This window comes from Paraburkholderia sp. RL17-373-BIF-A (genome assembly GCF_046030175.1).
In the GTDB taxonomy this organism is placed as follows: Bacteria; Pseudomonadota; Gammaproteobacteria; order Burkholderiales; family Burkholderiaceae; genus Paraburkholderia.
This window is the reverse complement of sequence record NZ_JARESO010000041.1, coordinates 26,686-40,912: the sequence shown is the minus strand read 5'-3', so window position 1 is coordinate 40,912 and position 14,227 is coordinate 26,686. Positions and strand designations below refer to the sequence as shown.

Annotated in this window: 12 protein-coding genes and 2 pseudogenes; 5 read left to right on the top strand and 9 right to left on the bottom strand. The window is 58.8% G+C overall.

Features of this window, described 5'->3' with window-relative positions:
* Positions 1-42 precede the first annotated feature (42 nt).
* Both P0D80_RS34845 and P0D80_RS34840 read left to right on the top strand, forming a co-directional pair.
* Entirely contained in the window at positions 43-321 is a 279-nt protein-coding gene (locus tag P0D80_RS34845) for an HU family DNA-binding protein (protein ID WP_408290613.1), read from the top strand.
* Positions 318-1,475, top strand: coding sequence for a PDDEXK nuclease domain-containing protein (locus P0D80_RS34840; protein WP_408290611.1), 1,158 nt, complete (start codon positions 318-320; stop codon positions 1,473-1,475). The genes P0D80_RS34845 and P0D80_RS34840 overlap by 4 nt, the downstream gene beginning before the upstream one ends.
* 147 nt (positions 1,476-1,622) lie before the next feature.
* Here the strand turns inward: P0D80_RS34840 and P0D80_RS34835 are convergent, their stop codons facing one another.
* Positions 1,623-1,772 (bottom strand): hypothetical protein, encoded by a 150-nt coding sequence (locus P0D80_RS34835; RefSeq protein WP_408290609.1) that lies wholly within the window; start codon positions 1,770-1,772, stop codon positions 1,623-1,625.
* An 810-nt stretch (positions 1,773-2,582) separates the two neighbouring features.
* On the opposite strand from P0D80_RS34835, the gene P0D80_RS34830 reads away from it, so the two are divergent.
* Both P0D80_RS34830 and P0D80_RS34825 read left to right on the top strand, forming a co-directional pair.
* Complete coding sequence (locus P0D80_RS34830) at positions 2,583-3,230, top strand: cysteine hydrolase family protein (RefSeq protein WP_408180901.1); 648 nt, start codon at positions 2,583-2,585, stop codon at positions 3,228-3,230.
* A 194-nt stretch (positions 3,231-3,424) separates the two neighbouring features.
* Positions 3,425-4,249: an alpha/beta fold hydrolase gene (locus tag P0D80_RS34825; protein ID WP_408180902.1), complete on the top strand. Its 825-nt coding sequence runs from the start codon at positions 3,425-3,427 to the stop codon at positions 4,247-4,249.
* Between the two features lie 309 nt (positions 4,250-4,558).
* Here P0D80_RS34825 and P0D80_RS34820 read toward each other — a convergent pair whose 3' ends face one another.
* Complete coding sequence (locus P0D80_RS34820; protein WP_408290652.1) at positions 4,559-5,251, bottom strand: phosphatase PAP2 family protein; 693 nt, start codon at positions 5,249-5,251, stop codon at positions 4,559-4,561.
* 2,744 nt (positions 5,252-7,995) lie between these two features.
* Between P0D80_RS34820 and P0D80_RS34815 the strand changes: the two are divergent.
* A pseudogene (locus tag P0D80_RS34815) lies at positions 7,996-8,157 on the top strand (phenol hydroxylase); the annotation flags it as partial.
* Between the two features lie 54 nt (positions 8,158-8,211).
* On the opposite strand, the gene P0D80_RS34810 reads toward P0D80_RS34815, so the two are convergent.
* The 7 genes and pseudogenes from P0D80_RS34810 to P0D80_RS34780 form a co-directional block, all read right to left on the bottom strand.
* Entirely contained in the window at positions 8,212-8,901 is a 690-nt protein-coding gene (locus P0D80_RS34810) for a zinc-binding dehydrogenase (RefSeq protein WP_408290651.1), read from the bottom strand.
* Positions 8,902-8,904: 3 nt separating this feature from the next.
* A pseudogene (locus P0D80_RS34805) lies at positions 8,905-9,237 on the bottom strand (NADP-dependent oxidoreductase); the annotation flags it as partial.
* A 164-nt stretch (positions 9,238-9,401) separates the two neighbouring features.
* Positions 9,402-10,373, bottom strand: a complete 972-nt coding sequence (gene gcvA, locus P0D80_RS34800; protein WP_408290606.1) for a transcriptional regulator GcvA — start codon at positions 10,371-10,373, stop codon at positions 9,402-9,404.
* A gap of 157 nt (positions 10,374-10,530) precedes the next feature.
* Complete coding sequence (gene curA, locus P0D80_RS34795; protein ID WP_408290604.1) at positions 10,531-11,568, bottom strand: NADPH-dependent curcumin/dihydrocurcumin reductase; 1,038 nt, start codon at positions 11,566-11,568, stop codon at positions 10,531-10,533.
* 49 nt (positions 11,569-11,617) lie between these two features.
* Positions 11,618-12,175: a DUF302 domain-containing protein gene (locus P0D80_RS34790; protein ID WP_408290602.1), complete on the bottom strand. Its 558-nt coding sequence runs from the start codon at positions 12,173-12,175 to the stop codon at positions 11,618-11,620.
* 81 nt (positions 12,176-12,256) lie between these two features.
* On the bottom strand, positions 12,257-13,843 hold the full coding sequence (locus P0D80_RS34785) for a solute symporter family protein (protein ID WP_408290600.1): 1,587 nt from the start codon (positions 13,841-13,843) through the stop codon (positions 12,257-12,259).
* On the bottom strand, positions 13,836-14,210 hold the full coding sequence (locus tag P0D80_RS34780) for a DUF485 domain-containing protein (RefSeq protein ID WP_408180911.1): 375 nt from the start codon (positions 14,208-14,210) through the stop codon (positions 13,836-13,838). The genes P0D80_RS34785 and P0D80_RS34780 overlap by 8 nt, the downstream gene beginning before the upstream one ends.
* Positions 14,211-14,227: the final 17 nt, after the last annotated feature.

Below are 14,227 nucleotides of genomic sequence, written 5' to 3'. Positions count from 1 at the left end.
ATGCGGTAGGGTGCGGGTATCACTCACGGAACTGAGCTGTCCATGAACAAACAGGAACTCATCAACGCTGTCGCCGGTCGCACCGCCGACAGCAAGCCCGCCACTGGTGAAGCCATCGATGCGGTGCTCGGGGCGAGCATGCACGCGCTGATCGCTGACGACGGCGTGCAACTGTTGGGCTTTGGGTCGTTCTCGACGGGGCAGCGCGCCGCACGCACCGGACGCAACCCGTCGACGGGTGCCGAAATCCAGATTGCCGCGGCAAGGACGGTCAGGTTTACGGCCGGCAAGGCATTCAAGGATGCGGTCAACGCGTCATGACGAAGGTGGCGATCATTCCCGGCGACTACGCCGGGCTGCATAAGGAAGTGGTCAGTGTCGTCGAGTCGGCGCGACGCACGGCGGCTCGCAACGTCAATGCCGTGATGACCGCCGCCTACTGGGAGATCGGGCGGCGGATCGTCGCCAGTGAGCAGGGCGGGCAGGCGCGCGCGGGCTACGGACAGGCGCTGATTGCCCGGCTCGCGGACGACCTGACGCGTCGCTTCGGACGCGGATTCGGCAAGGCCAATCTGGCCAGCATGCGCGCCTTCTATTTCGCCTGGCCGGCTGCGCAGATTTTCCAGACAGTGTCTGGAAAATCTGCAGCCCCCGAAAATGTCCAGACGCCGTCTGGAAAATCGCTGCCGGCGAATGACGTCGTCGACGCCATGGCAACGGCGCCCGATTACATGGCGCTAGCCGCCCGTTTTACGTTGCCTTGGTCCGCTTATGTGCGCCTGCTTTCAGTGAAGACGGCGCCCGCTCGCGCTTTCTATGAAACAGAGGCGTTGCGTGAAGGCTGGTCGGTGCGCCAACTCGACCGCCAGATCAGTAGCCAGCTTTACGAGCGGCTGGCGCTGTCGCGCAACAAGGCGGCCCTGCTCAGGAAAGCCGCTGATGTTCAGCCGGGTGATCTCCTCACGCCAGAGGAGGCGATTCGCGACCCGTTCGTCCTCGAGTTTCTCGACATCAAGGACGAGTACTCGGAGTCGGGTCTTGAGGAGGCGTTGATCCAGCATCTGGCGGACTTCCTGCTGGAACTTGGCGACGACTTCGCTTTCGTTGGACGGCAGCGCCGTCTGCGAATCGACGACACGTGGTTCAGGGTCGACCTGGTGTTTTTCCATCGACGTCTGAAATGCCTCGTCATCATCGACCTCAAGGTCGGCCGCTTCAGCTATGCGGACGCCGGGCAGATGCATCTCTATCTGAACTACGCGCGCGAGCACTGGATGAAGCCTGGGGAGAATCCACCTGTCGGTCTGATCCTTTGCGCCGAAAAAGGTGCGGCCGAAGCACACTACGCGCTGGACAACCTGCCGAACAAGATTCTCGCGGCGGAATACCAGACCGTGTTGCCAGATGAGGCGATGATCGTGCAGGAGCTGGAGCGCACGACAGCGGAACTGGAGCGGCGTACCGGGGCTGCGTGAGATCCGGTCCCGACGTCCGACAGATCAGGATCACCCTGAGCGCCTCACAAGAATGCCTTCTGGAGAATCTGCCTGTTTTCGAACGAAAAGGACGACTACCGCCTGAATCCGCTTCCAGACTCGGGGCGCGCGCTCATTCCCGCGTCGCTATCGATTATTGTAGTTGGCTATCACGGCGCGTATCGCCGGCTCATTCATGTTCGCGCGTGTCACCGTCACCACGTCGACGAATACCTTTGGACGCGGCGGATGGCCCTGCAAGGCAGCGATCAGCGTCTCGACCGACTGATAACCCATACGGTAGGGGTCCTGCACGTTCTGCGCATTGAGTGTTGCTGTGGTGCCGAATATGGGTTCTGCTGCGTACGCAGCGCGGCCCAAAGGGCCGCAACTGATTTACCCCGTATCAACGTGGAATCACCCGGATGACTTGTCCCAAACACTGGGAAACTAATTGCGCCCGGCGGCTGTGTCAATGGATTTCGGATATCCATCCCCGGTCTGCAGCTTGCATCGACCACCTGGAAGACCTGAGGTCATCCCCTTAGCTGCAATGCGCAAAACATGTCCTGCATTACGAGGACGAAAGCGTTGGCCATGCGCCGCGCAGATGAAGTCAAAGGGTCGCAAACGGATGTCTGTTTGGGGGTGGGGCGAAGGTTCGCAGTGGGTCAGCTACAGAAGTCGGGCCGCTGCCACGGGTGGCTCAGTGCGGTGGAGCAATGTACTTCCGGCTTCGGCCATCTGCCGCCATTCGTTCGTGCGATCGATCGGTCATTCGGACGTCGGCTTGGCGCCGACAGCGGACCTTAGCTGCGTGCACGTGTTCGAACTGACGCGCGGCTAGGCTGTCGCGGAAACCGCATTTGTTTGCATGCGTGATCCCAACGATCGCGTTGGCTTCTTAAGCATTGGCTTGTTAATAGTGTGCACGCGAAGTCAACAGGTGGACTCATCAAGCGCCCCGTCACTCGGCGCGCGCGTGCAAAAACCTGGACGCGCCATCGGACCGTCGTTGCTTTCCAGTTCGCCGTTTCCTAATCTGATCGGAGAGGCTCGGGTCGATGAAAGTTGGCGAGCCGTCATGGACTCTATAGGAGGTCCGAAGTGTCCTTTGATCGAACTGAAACAGCCGTGGTTTTCATCGACCCGCAAGTCGATGTCTTAAGCAAGAACGGCAAGAACTGGGGCGCGGTGGGAGCAAGCGTGACAGAGAATAAGACGGTAGAAAACATGCTGCGAATCTTCAAGGCGGCGAAGTCCGCAAAGTTTACGGTCTTTATCTCGCCACATTACTTTTTCCCGACCGATCGTGTGTGGAAATTCAATGGACCGCTGGAGGCAGATGAATTCGCTACCGGCACGTTTGCGCGTAGTGGTCAGTTGAGTCTGGAAGGTTTTGAAGGCTCCGGCGCGGACTGGCTCGACGAATTCAAGCCCTACATCAACGACGGCGAGACGGTTGTTGTGAGTCCGCACAAGGTCTTCGGACCGCAAACCAACGATCTCGTCCTTCAACTGCGCAAGCGAGGCGCAAGGAAGGTGGTACTGGGAGGCATGCTTGCCAACATGTGCGTGGAGTCGCATTTGCGTGATCTGCTCGAACAGGGATTCGAGGTGTATGTCGTTAGCGATGCAACAGCCGGACCACGTCATCCCGTTTGGGGCGACGGCTACAAGGCGGCGATGATCAACTACGCGTTCCTCGCGCACGGCGTGGTGACTACCGACGAGGTTGTGGCCTCAATGGAATGACGCCCAACTGAGATCGGCTGGCAGGCGAACAGACTGTCGGCCTAAAAAGCGCATTTGCCCAGTTGCGAAACCCCAGCATGTTTCCCGGACGGATTGCCGACCGCCTGCTTACCCCGCTGCAATGTCTCATGGCGCACGAGTTCACGCGGTGGTTCATTTTCAATTGAAAGCTCGCCTCAGCAAGGAGAATGACAATGAACACGGTCACGACCAAAGACGGCATTCAGATCTTCTACAAGGACTGGGGAACAGGGCAGCCCATCGTTTTTTCACACGGATGGCCACTGAGCGCCGACGATTGGGATGCCCAGATGATGTTCTTCCTGAACCTCGGTTTCCGTGTCATCGCGCATGACCGTCGCGGTCACGGGCGGTCAACGCAGACGGCCGACGGTCATGATATGGATCACTACGCCGATGATCTCGCGGCCGTTACCGAGCATCTTGACCTTAAAAATGCAGTCCACGTGGGCCACTCGACGGGGGGCGGTGAGGTCGTCCGCTATCTCGCGCGTCATGGCGAGGGTCGAGTAACCAAGGCGGTGCTGATCAGTGCTGTGCCACCGCTGATGGTGAAGACCGCTAACAACCCGGAAGGTCTTCCCAAGGAGGTTTTTGATGGATTTCAGGCTCAGGTCGCCAACAACCGCTCACAGTTTTACCGTGATGTTGCTGCCGGGCCGTTCTACGGTTATAACCGGCCAGGGGCCAAGCCGTCCGAAGGCGTGATCCTGAACTGGTGGCGTCAGGGAATGGAGGGCGGAGCCAAGGCGCACTACGACGGGATCGTGGCCTTTTCCCAGACCGATTTCACCGAAGACCTGAAGAAGATCACAGTCCCGACGTTAGTGATGCACGGCGATGATGACCAAATCGTACCCTATGCCGACTCTGGGCCGTTGAGCGCGAAATTGCTGCCGAACGGCACCTTGAAAACCTATAAAGGCTTCCCGCACGGCATGCCTACGACGCAAGCCGATACGATCAATGCGGATCTTTTGGCGTTCATCAATTCCTGAATCGTCAGGCATCCTGGTGCGCTTGGAGCGAGCAAACGACTGATCTACCGCGAAAGCGGCCATTGCCTTCATTCAGCTCGGCCGTCCGTTAGGGGCGGCTACGGCCGATCGCTCGTAGGGCAGAGGTCGGTCATGAAGCGACGTTCATCTAGACCGTCACATGGACATTCGTGCGACTGCTCCGCTTTCTGAGCGGCCGTTTCGATCACAACGACGCGTGTCGCGTCGATGAACCTGGCTTCGATAAAATCACTCGCTCGGGCGGCGCCACCACCGACATGCTCCCAGCGCCGCGCCGCAACGGGTGGTTCATAGATGTTTGAGCACACTGCTCGCCAGCGTGCGCAGTTCGTCGAACTGCGTAACGAGTTCGAGGCACAGAATAAACGCCAGCATCGCTGAAGGTCCCGGGAAGCGTTCGATCCATCGCAGCGCCGAAGTCGCGTAGCGCACGCGGATCGCATCTCGCGTCATGACATAGGTAATTCCGATTCCCACAGCGGCGCCCACCAGCAAATCGGTTGGGTAGTGAAAGCCGAGATAGGCGCGCGGAACGCAAATGAACAGCACGGTATAGAGAATCGCCAGCACACCGATGCCGCGCCACACGAGGAAGATGCCGGTTGCGACCGCCATCCATAGCATCGCGTGATCGCTTGGAAAGGAGCTCCAGCTTGTCAGCAGTGCGTCCTTGATATCGCCACCTGCGAAGTGCAGATGCAGTTCGGCGCTATAGACGGGGCGCACTCTGAACGGCAACCAGTGAGTCAGCAGTCTTCCGACGAACAGCGCCACGAGGCCACTGAGAAGCGTCGCGAGAACCATTTCTCGCCGCCATTCGCGGCGCTCGTCCTGCTGAAACCACATCCACCACAGCATGGGAATGAGTACGAGGCCTTTGAAGGTGTAAAGGTCGGCGATGCCTTCTATGGATCGGGTCGCGAAATGACCGAAGTGTAGGTTGGACAGATATGTTTCGATAGAGGAATCGAAGCTATTCATTATTTTGTAAGAAACTTGAGCTAGTCGCATCGAGGTTAGCATAGCCCAACGAATGCGCTGCATTTTTGGTGCTTACTTTCATTGACAACTTTCCCTGCGCAATTTCATCGCCAACTTTCACTGACGGCTTACTGCGCGAGTTTCCTCTTCGGGCGGCGTATGCCGACGAACACCGCGTCGGCCACGTCCATCGGAAAATCTCGGGTAGCTATGGCGACACCTGCTCGATACTCGTCAATCAGCGCGTCGATAGCCGCAGCGGAAATGCCGGCCGCTGTCCTTGGGTGACCCAATCGAGCTTCGACCGAGAATCCGCCAGCGATCTCATTCCTCGAATGTCCGCTGCACTCCGAGACGCGCCGCACAGTTCGCCGGATGATGACAGTCTGTACCGGTTCATATTGGAACGTCGAGATAGAGCTGACATGCCGGGGTTAATGCCAGGACACCGACGACAGCTTGCAAAGAACGTCGCATGCCATGACCAAACCGAGCAAACCGTGCCGGTCAGTCGGTCGACGCGCCGAAGCAGCGGCCGCACGAACGCGCCTTGCCCAGTCGCAGGCGCCCGGCGCTCACTGTTGCCTCACCACCGCAGTCGCACCGGCAAACCCACAAACCATCGCCAGCGTACCGATCGGTCGTCAGCTGGCCAAACACCTCACCGCCCCGCAGCGCAGGTGAGCCTGGGCGGGACCGCCACACACGACGCTGCTCACGGCAGCCACAATCACGCGTTCTGCCGCCTTCTACCGCCTCCAACTCGGCAGTCACGTGGCCGCCGCAACGACAGCTCCAGAGCCACACATCGGCGCCGCGATATTGAAGCGCGACAAGGTGGCCGAAGGTGCGACCAGCGACATCGCGACGAGGCGGAAAGGGCCATTCAGGCGGCAAGGGGGGACGGATACGCTGATTCACAAAAGGTAAATGGGATTCGGCATCCTACTCTCAAGGCATAAGTGCTGCCCGTCGCTTCGCGGGCGTGGCTCAGGAAGGGGACAGAGTGGCCACGTAGAATCGATGAATCGGCACCTCGTTATAAGCGACGTATGCTCTCCGCACGTACCAAACGGAGAACGTCTTGGTATTCGCATTGCGATCTGTATCTTCGCCGTTTTACGGCATTTTTACGTGCCGAGGAATTCCTGACAATATAAAGTCAACCCGTTCAAGTTTTCTGTGTGCGACGCAATTACGGTGCGACATTATCCACAAGTGGTCCGTCAGCCTGACGCCTCGCAAGCGTGCGCCGACCAAGCCTTGGCTCACGCACTGTTTTTCTGTCAAATAACATGCGCGGATATCTCTGATCATGATGTGGTACGAAACTTAAAGGGAGTATTCATATCGTGAGAATTGAAGCACCAGCGAGCAATATGCCAGCGATCGACGATGGCCACGACCGGCAAACGGCATCAGCGTCAAAAGCGCTAAGCGGCTCGCAACCTCCAGCTTCCCCCGAGATGACGGGCCCATTGTCCGGTCTCAGGTCAGTCAAGGACCCCGGGCCGGCAGCGCGAGCTTCATCGTCCGTCCGGTGGGGTACGTCACCGTCAACAGCCGGAGGTCGAACGTTTTCGACGAGCGATTCGATCCCGTTGCAGCGGATGCCGCAATTGGGTCCGCAAGCACCCGCCAACGCTGCATCTCACACGATGTCCGCGGATGCCGCGGGTAGCCGCGCCCAATCGTCTGGCATGGCAGCTTCTAAGGAAGGGAACGCACCTCTAGCCTCTCGATATGCCGGAGGTATCGCGGGGGCACTCGAGTTAGGGGGCGCCATCGCTGCCGGCGTCGCGACAATCCCGAAACGCGAGGTGATAAGTACCGCCGCGTCTGGTGCTCTTTGGGCGGGCGGTGCAGCGGCAGGTATGGTCGGCAACACGGCCAGCCTGGTAGCGGGTATCGGCACGCAAAGCCATCTATCAGTCGGTAGCCTAGCGACCAGAATTGCATCTCACGCAGGGCAAATGATATCCGGTGTTGCTAATCTGGGTGCTGGCGTGTCGGATGCGACAACAGCAAGTCGCCATGTCGTGGCAAAAGTTGCGGGCGGTTTTTCCGGCGGCGCATGGGGACTAAGTGCAGGGCTCAACATGGCCCAAGCCGGGACGGAGCTTTGGAACGGCTACAGCCACGCCTCCGCTTTAAAGTTCGCAAGTGGGGGATTCAATCTTGGCGCGGCCATAGCGGATACGGTTGCGGTATTCGATGCCACGGCATCGGTAGCTCCTAAGGTGGCTTCCGCACTATGGGCCGCGGGCGCCGCTGCGCAAGTGGGGGCTGCAATTGCGGAAAGGCCCGCGAAAAAGCCTGAGGATGTTGAGTCTGGGACGCAGGTGAGCCAATGACCGTTTAACGCGCGAAACCCTCCGGTATTGCCACATTGCGATAGACGCGGCAAAGCGCGCAAAGCAGCAGGTGCATTTGCATTGCATGGCGATTGGCCGCGATCGCATTATCACACTGACGCATCGTGAAAATGTGCAGGAAGCCAAAGACTTCGCAACTCACAAAATGAACGAAAAGCGCTAGTGTCGCCTGCTTTCCGGTGACGCCCCGCGACACGAACTGTCCATGATGCGTTTCAATCCATGGATCCCATGATGGACTGCAACACCGACTTTTTGCGATGCGGGCCGAAGATCAGGCAGCCAGACTGCGCGCCGGCAGGCTCACGGAACTGGCCGCGACAACGTCGCGGAGGGGCTGGACAGCCTTGCGGGTGAGTGACCATACTTCACAAGGCCTATCTTTGCGGGCCGCCCATGATAATTGAAGCGGCGATCCGCACTCTGATGCAGGGCCAGTTGTTCGAGCGCGACATCTACACGGAGAAGTTTCTCACCAGCGCGGACCGCGCGGAGGCACTCGCGAAGAGTCCCCTGTTCAAGTCGATTTGAGCGATGCGGCCGGGCGCGGGTCTTGATCTTTTTACGAGCGCAAAACGAATTCTCTCAAACCCTCACGAGCAACTTGCCGATGTTGCCGCCTTCGAACAAGCTATTCAGCGCAGCAGGCAGTTGTTCGAATCCATCGACGAAAGTCTCCTTGAATACGATCTCACCGCTTTTAACCCAAGGCGCCACTTGCGCCACCATTTCGTCCATACGATTGGTGTAGTCTCTTGCCAGCACGCCCTGAATGGTGGCGCGCTGAAAGAGCATGTGCTGTAGAAATCGTGGTCCCACGTCCGGCGTGTCCAAACCACCGTCGTATTGACTGATCGCTCCGCAAATCACGATGCGGGCTCGGCGCTTGATAAGCGGGATCACGGCATCCGTGATCGGGCCGCCGACGTTGTCGAAATAAACGTCCACCCCTCCTGTGGCCTCGAGCAGCGCGCTCGTCAAGTCTTCATGCGTCTTGTGTTCCCGATAATCGACCGCGCGATCCAGTTTCAGTTCGTCGAGCAGGAATCGGCACTTGTCTGGACCACCGGCAATGCCGACGACCTTGCAGCCCGCCTTTTTCCCAAACTGTGCGACCAGCGAGCCGACGGCCCCCGCCGCGCCGGAAACAATCAGGGTATCACCAGGGCGCGGCCGGCCGGCTTCCATGAGACCAAACCAGGCGATACGCCCCGGCATGCCGAGCACACCGAGTGCCGTGGAAACGGGCGCGCTTGCCGGATCGAGTTTGGTCAATTCGCTGTGATGGCACCGTGCATATAACTGCCAACCCGAATAAGTCGACACCCAGTCGCCTTTGGCGAACAGCGGGCCGGCCGACTCGACCACTTCTCCCACTACACCGGAGCATTGCACGATGCCGAGGGGATGAGGCACGTCATACGTATTGCGCTCGTGCTGCTGAATGCGAATATACGGATCCACGCTGATGTACCGTGCGCGAACGATGACTTCGTTCTCCGCCAACGGTCCCGAAATTTCGCTTTCACGAAGCTCGTAGTGTTCCGATCCAACGCGACTCGTGGGACGTTTTACATAGAACCATTGGCGATTCGAATAGAGTGCGTTCATGGATTGGATTTCCGGTGTGAATTTCGATGCGGTGGGAACGATTCACTTGAGTTGCGCGAAGTCTTTGCCATGTTGGTATGACGGATTTGACGAGGCAACACAGCGATCTCTGGCGGCTGGTTTCGTGCAGCGATATTTTAGTTTTATGGACAGCCACCGTCGAATCATTGTTTATCCAGCTTGGCAGTAGTTTTTCTACTGCCTCCTCGCGATCGCTTTGCTGTTGTCGCTGCTTTTAGTTCATATTGGGCCTGCGTGATCAGCCAGTCTCGCATTGCCCGAATAGTCTCCGAGTCGCGCCGGTCCTCGGGATAGACGACGTAATAGCCCAGCGAGAGATGCAGCGCGAAATCGAAGAGGCGGCACAGGCGGCCGGCGGCGAGATCCCGTTCCACGAGTTGCTCGCTGGTCAGCGCGATGCCTTGGCCCGATATCGCGGCATCGATTGCAAGGGCGGACTGGCTGAATCGAGGCCCCTTACTCGGATCGACATGTTCTCCTCCGTTCAGCGCTTCGAGAAATTCAGGCCACAGGTCATGTGAATCATGCAGCAAAACGTGACGCTTCAGATCGGACGGCTTCCTCAGTGGTCGTCTCGATTCGGCCAATGAAGGGCTGCAGACGGCATAGATGTCGACCGGAAAGAGCGGATCGGCAGCAAGTCCTTTACCGAAAGGCGGCTTGCCGTGGCGGATTGCAATATCGACTCCATCGCCTTTGAAAGTCGAGAGTTGTTGATCTGCGATCACGCGCACTTCAATTGATGGATAAGCGTCCGTAAATGTTGCCAGCCGTGGGATGAGCCATTTCGACGCAAATGAAGGCGTCGTGCTGACCGTCAAACTCGATGCACGGTGTGTGAGCGCTTCCGTTGCGTTCGCGATGATCGTTAGCGCGCGCTGCACTGATGAGAAGTAGATCGAACCATGGGTAGTTAACGCGAGCCCGCGCGGCAGGCGATCGAACAACTGAAGTCCAAGAACATCTTCGAGATTGCGCACCTGCTGGGCAACTGCGCCTTGAGTTACGCCTATTTCCTCTGCGGCGACACGGAAGTTGAGATGACGCGCGGCGGCTTCGAATGCCCGCAGCGCGTTTAAAGGGGGAAGGCGTGGCACTTTGGTTGGGGACAGCATACGGTGGAAAAACTACAGCCTTGGAGTAAGCAATGCTTCGACGCGGTTGGCGCCCGGACGCCCTAAGTTAGCATATCGTGGCGCGCGCAGGGAGCGTGTTCGCTTTACGGCCAGGCCAGACACCTGCCTCTACCGCTTGAGTTTGCGGGCACTTCGATCAGTCGAACTTGGCCGGGTCCGCCACCCGCACCACTACTTTGCCGAAGTTGCGCCCTTCGAGCATGCCGAGAAATGCCTCCGGGGCCTTCTCGAGACCGTCGACGATATCTTCCTTGCAGCGAATCCGTCCTTCGCCAATACCGTTGGACACGATGCGCAGAAACTCGGGATAGTGTTCGTCGGCAAACTCGTAGTTGATGAAGCCTCGCACCAGAAGGCTTTTTGTCAGTATCTGGCGCATCGTGGCCGCAAGCTGGCCGTTGGCGTTTTCCTGATCGCCGCTGTATTGCGCGATGAGGCCGCAAACTGGCACACGCGCGAAGCGGTTCAGCAGAGGCAGCACCGCTTGCCATATCTTGCCGCCGACGTTCTCGAAGTACACATCGATTCCATCCGGACAAGCCGCAGCCAGTTGTTCGGCCATGTCGGGCGCGCGATGGTCGATCGCGGCGTCGAAACCGAGTTCGTCCAACACGTAGCGGCACTTCTCCGAACCGCCCGCGATGCCGACTGCTCGCGCCCCGGCTATTCGCGCAAGCTGCCCGACGAGTGAGCCGACCGGACCGCTAGCCGCTGCAACGACGACCGTATCGGCGGGTTTGGGCTTGCCGATCAACATGAGGCCGGCATAAGCGGTGAATCCCGGCATGCCGAGCACGCCGAGCCGAGCCGACGGTGACGAGAGATCGGGATCGACCTTGCGCAATCCAGTACCGTCGATCACCGCATAGTTGCACCATCCGGTTGGTGCGAGTACGAGTTCACCTGTGCGATAGTCCGGATGTCTGGATTCGATGACCTCGGCCACGGCTTCACCGACCATCTTGTGATCGATTGCGACCGAGGGCGCGTACGACTTGCGCGCATCCATTCGGCCCCGCATGTACGGGTCGAGCGACAGGTACAAAACACGAAGCAGCAGCTCATTCGGCGGCGTGTCCGGCAGCGTGGCTTGCTCAAGACGGAAATTGTCGACGGTTGGCTGTCCATCGGGACGAGAGGCAAGAACGATCTGTTTGAAAGTGTCTATTTTCATGGCGGATATTCGCTTCGTCAGGACGTTGGCCCGTCAGATCAGTACGTTGCTATTGCAATACCGAAGCACAGAGCTTCGCCAGCCGAGCGTCGAGCGAACGGCCTTGAACGTCGATTTGGGCGCTGTGGAACTGGCTCAGTTGGGTCGACGGCTTATCGTACTCGATCGTCGTGCCACCCTGTGCGTTCTCGTAGACCATGATACGCAATGGCGCGTACAGTCCCGCCGCCATATTGACGCTGGTCATTTCAGTCGCGGTGAGAACGTTGCCGGTGAAATACTCAGTACCGTTCCGGCGCTGTCCTTTCAGCACGAGCCAATCTCCATGCAGCCCAATGTAATGAATCACAAGACCGTCGTTGCCGGCGGCTTTCTGAAGGGCGACGCGCAATTCGTCGACCTTGTCCTGCTTCAGCAACGTGCGGATATGATCGTCAAGTCGGCCGAGACGGCTCTCCAGATCCTGTTTGACGGAAGCGTAGGGTTTGCTGGAAGAGACGGTCACGTGATCGATAATCGTCTTTGTTTCCGATACCTCCACGGTCGCCGCCATCGCGGGCGCACAGAACATGTTCATGCTGATCGCAGCAACGGCGGCCGTAGACAATGCAACTCGTGAAGCGGCAGTACGTAAGTTAATCACTGTTGTCTCCTTGTTGGACAGGTCGGTAGAGCGCGCTCTCTCGGGTCAGTGTTCCGACGCGGCTTCCGCTCCAAGGCCGCTTAGCATTCGAAGTTGCTGAGCATCGAAGGAAGCGTCGCCGGCGTTCTGACGTGTCGTGACCGATCCGATCCAGCCCGCGATAAAGCCCACCGGAATGCTGAACAGACCGGGATTCGAGAGCCAGAAAGGCGGGGTGGAATCCTTGAAGATGATGCCTTTCGCTCCGATGACGGCCGGCCCCAGCAGCACGAGACCAATCGAGGAAAGGGTGCCGGCGAGCACTGCGGCCACGGCGCCTCGATCCGTAAAACGCCGCCAGTACATCGAGAAGAGAACCACGGGCAAGTTTGCGCTGGCCGCGATGGCGAACGCGAGCCCTACGAGAAACGCGACATTAAACGTCTTGACGAGCAGCGCGAGTCCCATCGCGGCCATACCGAAGACTATTGTTGCGATCTTTGCGATCACGACCTGCCGACGCTCCTTGTCGCCAGACGCCGAAAAGAGTTGGCCGAAGATGTCGTGAGAGATGGTCGAGGCCGAGGAAATCATGATGCCCGAGACGACCGCAAGGATCGTCGCGAAGGCAATTGCCGAAACGCAAGCGAGAAGAAGTTCGCCGCCGGCAGAACCCGCACCGCCGCCGAGTGTCGTGGCGAGCAGGGTGATGGCGCTGTTTCCTGAACTGTGTGTGGCGAGAATCGCCGCCGGTCCCACGATCGCGGTGGCGGAAAATCCGAGCACGATCATCATTACCGCAAAAGACGTCATCACAATCAGACCGATTTTCGCGGACTTTCTCGCCGCGACGGCGGACGGCACCGTGTAAAACCTGGTCATGACGTGCGGCAGGCCTGCTGTGCCCAACGCGAGAGCGAGCGTGAGTGACAGCGTATCCAGCGGATCCTTGAAGTAGCCGCCCGGCACAAAGTACTGCGCCGGACGCAGCGACGAGAGGCGTGCCTTATTGAACAGCGCGCCCACGTCGAAGGAGAAATGCGCCAGAGCAAGCAGCACGAGCACCGCGCCGGCAGTCCAGACGAGGACGGCTTTGACGATCTGCACATAAGTCGCGGCCACCATTCCGCCGAACAGCACATACGCGATCATGAGTACGCCGATCAGCACGATCGCGGGGTTGGTGCCGATCGGCAATAGCAGACTGGCCAGTGCGCCGCCGCCAACGAGTTGCGCGAGTAGATAGGCTAACGAAATGATCAGCGAGGAAACCGATGTGGCCGCTCGAACTCCGCGGCTGCGCAAACGCAGTGCGACCACATCGGAGAGGGTGTATTTGCCGCAGTTTCTGACCGGCTCGGCGACGATCAGCATGATCATGATCCATCCGGCGATGAAGCCGACCTGATACACGATGCCGTCGAATCCGAACAGGGAAACGAGTCCCGTCACACCGAGAAACGAGCCGGCGGACATAAAGTCTCCCGCCAGCGCGAGGCCGTTCTGAAACGGCGACAGATTGCGTCCGGCCACGAAAAATCCGGAGGTTCCGCGCGACCGGCGAGCGCTCCATCCGGTCAGAATGAGGCTGAGTCCGATAAATCCTACGAAGGCGATGATTCTGAGCCCGCCATGACTGATCAGATTATTCATGTCGATCACCGTTCGATTGTGCAAACGCGCTGCGAAGCAATTCGGCCGCTTTCGGGTCGTAGACTCGCTCGGCCCACGCGCAGTAGCCCCAGAAGGTAGCGATCGTGAGCGCGAACTGAACGACTACCGCGAGCAGTCCAAGGTTGAGTTCGCCGTAGACGGATAGGGACATCGCGCCAGGAAACTCCAGCACTGCGATCAACAGGCCGAAATAGATTCCCAGTGAGGTGTAAAGCAATGACCATACGAAGCGGTTCCGGAAGTTTGCGAGCGCTCGCGTCTTCTCGACGAGGGACAAGCCGGATGATCTGACTTTCGTCACGTTTTGCCTCTCGAACTCCGCGTTGATTGATTCCATGGATTGCATGTCGGGTCTCCTCCGTT

What these genes read in the sequence shown, in the direction of transcription:
- gcvA (WP_408290606.1), bottom strand. Translation starts at nt 10,373, where the DNA reads ATGCTGTCCCCAACCAAAGTGCCACGCCTTCCCCCTTTAAACGCGCTG.
- P0D80_RS34780 (WP_408180911.1), bottom strand. Translation starts at nt 14,210, where the DNA reads ATGCAATCCATGGAATCAATCAACGCGGAGTTCGAGAGGCAAAACGTG.
- P0D80_RS34825 (WP_408180902.1), top strand. Translation starts at nt 3,425, where the DNA reads ATGAACACGGTCACGACCAAAGACGGCATTCAGATCTTCTACAAGGAC.
- curA (WP_408290604.1), bottom strand. Translation starts at nt 11,568, where the DNA reads ATGAAAATAGACACTTTCAAACAGATCGTTCTTGCCTCTCGTCCCGAT.
- P0D80_RS34835 (WP_408290609.1), bottom strand. Translation starts at nt 1,772, where the DNA reads ATGGGTTATCAGTCGGTCGAGACGCTGATCGCTGCCTTGCAGGGCCAT.
- P0D80_RS34845 (WP_408290613.1), top strand. Translation starts at nt 43, where the DNA reads ATGAACAAACAGGAACTCATCAACGCTGTCGCCGGTCGCACCGCCGAC.
- P0D80_RS34840 (WP_408290611.1), top strand. Translation starts at nt 318, where the DNA reads ATGACGAAGGTGGCGATCATTCCCGGCGACTACGCCGGGCTGCATAAG.
- P0D80_RS34820 (WP_408290652.1), bottom strand. Translation starts at nt 5,251, where the DNA reads ATGAATAGCTTCGATTCCTCTATCGAAACATATCTGTCCAACCTACAC.
- P0D80_RS34785 (WP_408290600.1), bottom strand. Translation starts at nt 13,843, where the DNA reads ATGAATAATCTGATCAGTCATGGCGGGCTCAGAATCATCGCCTTCGTA.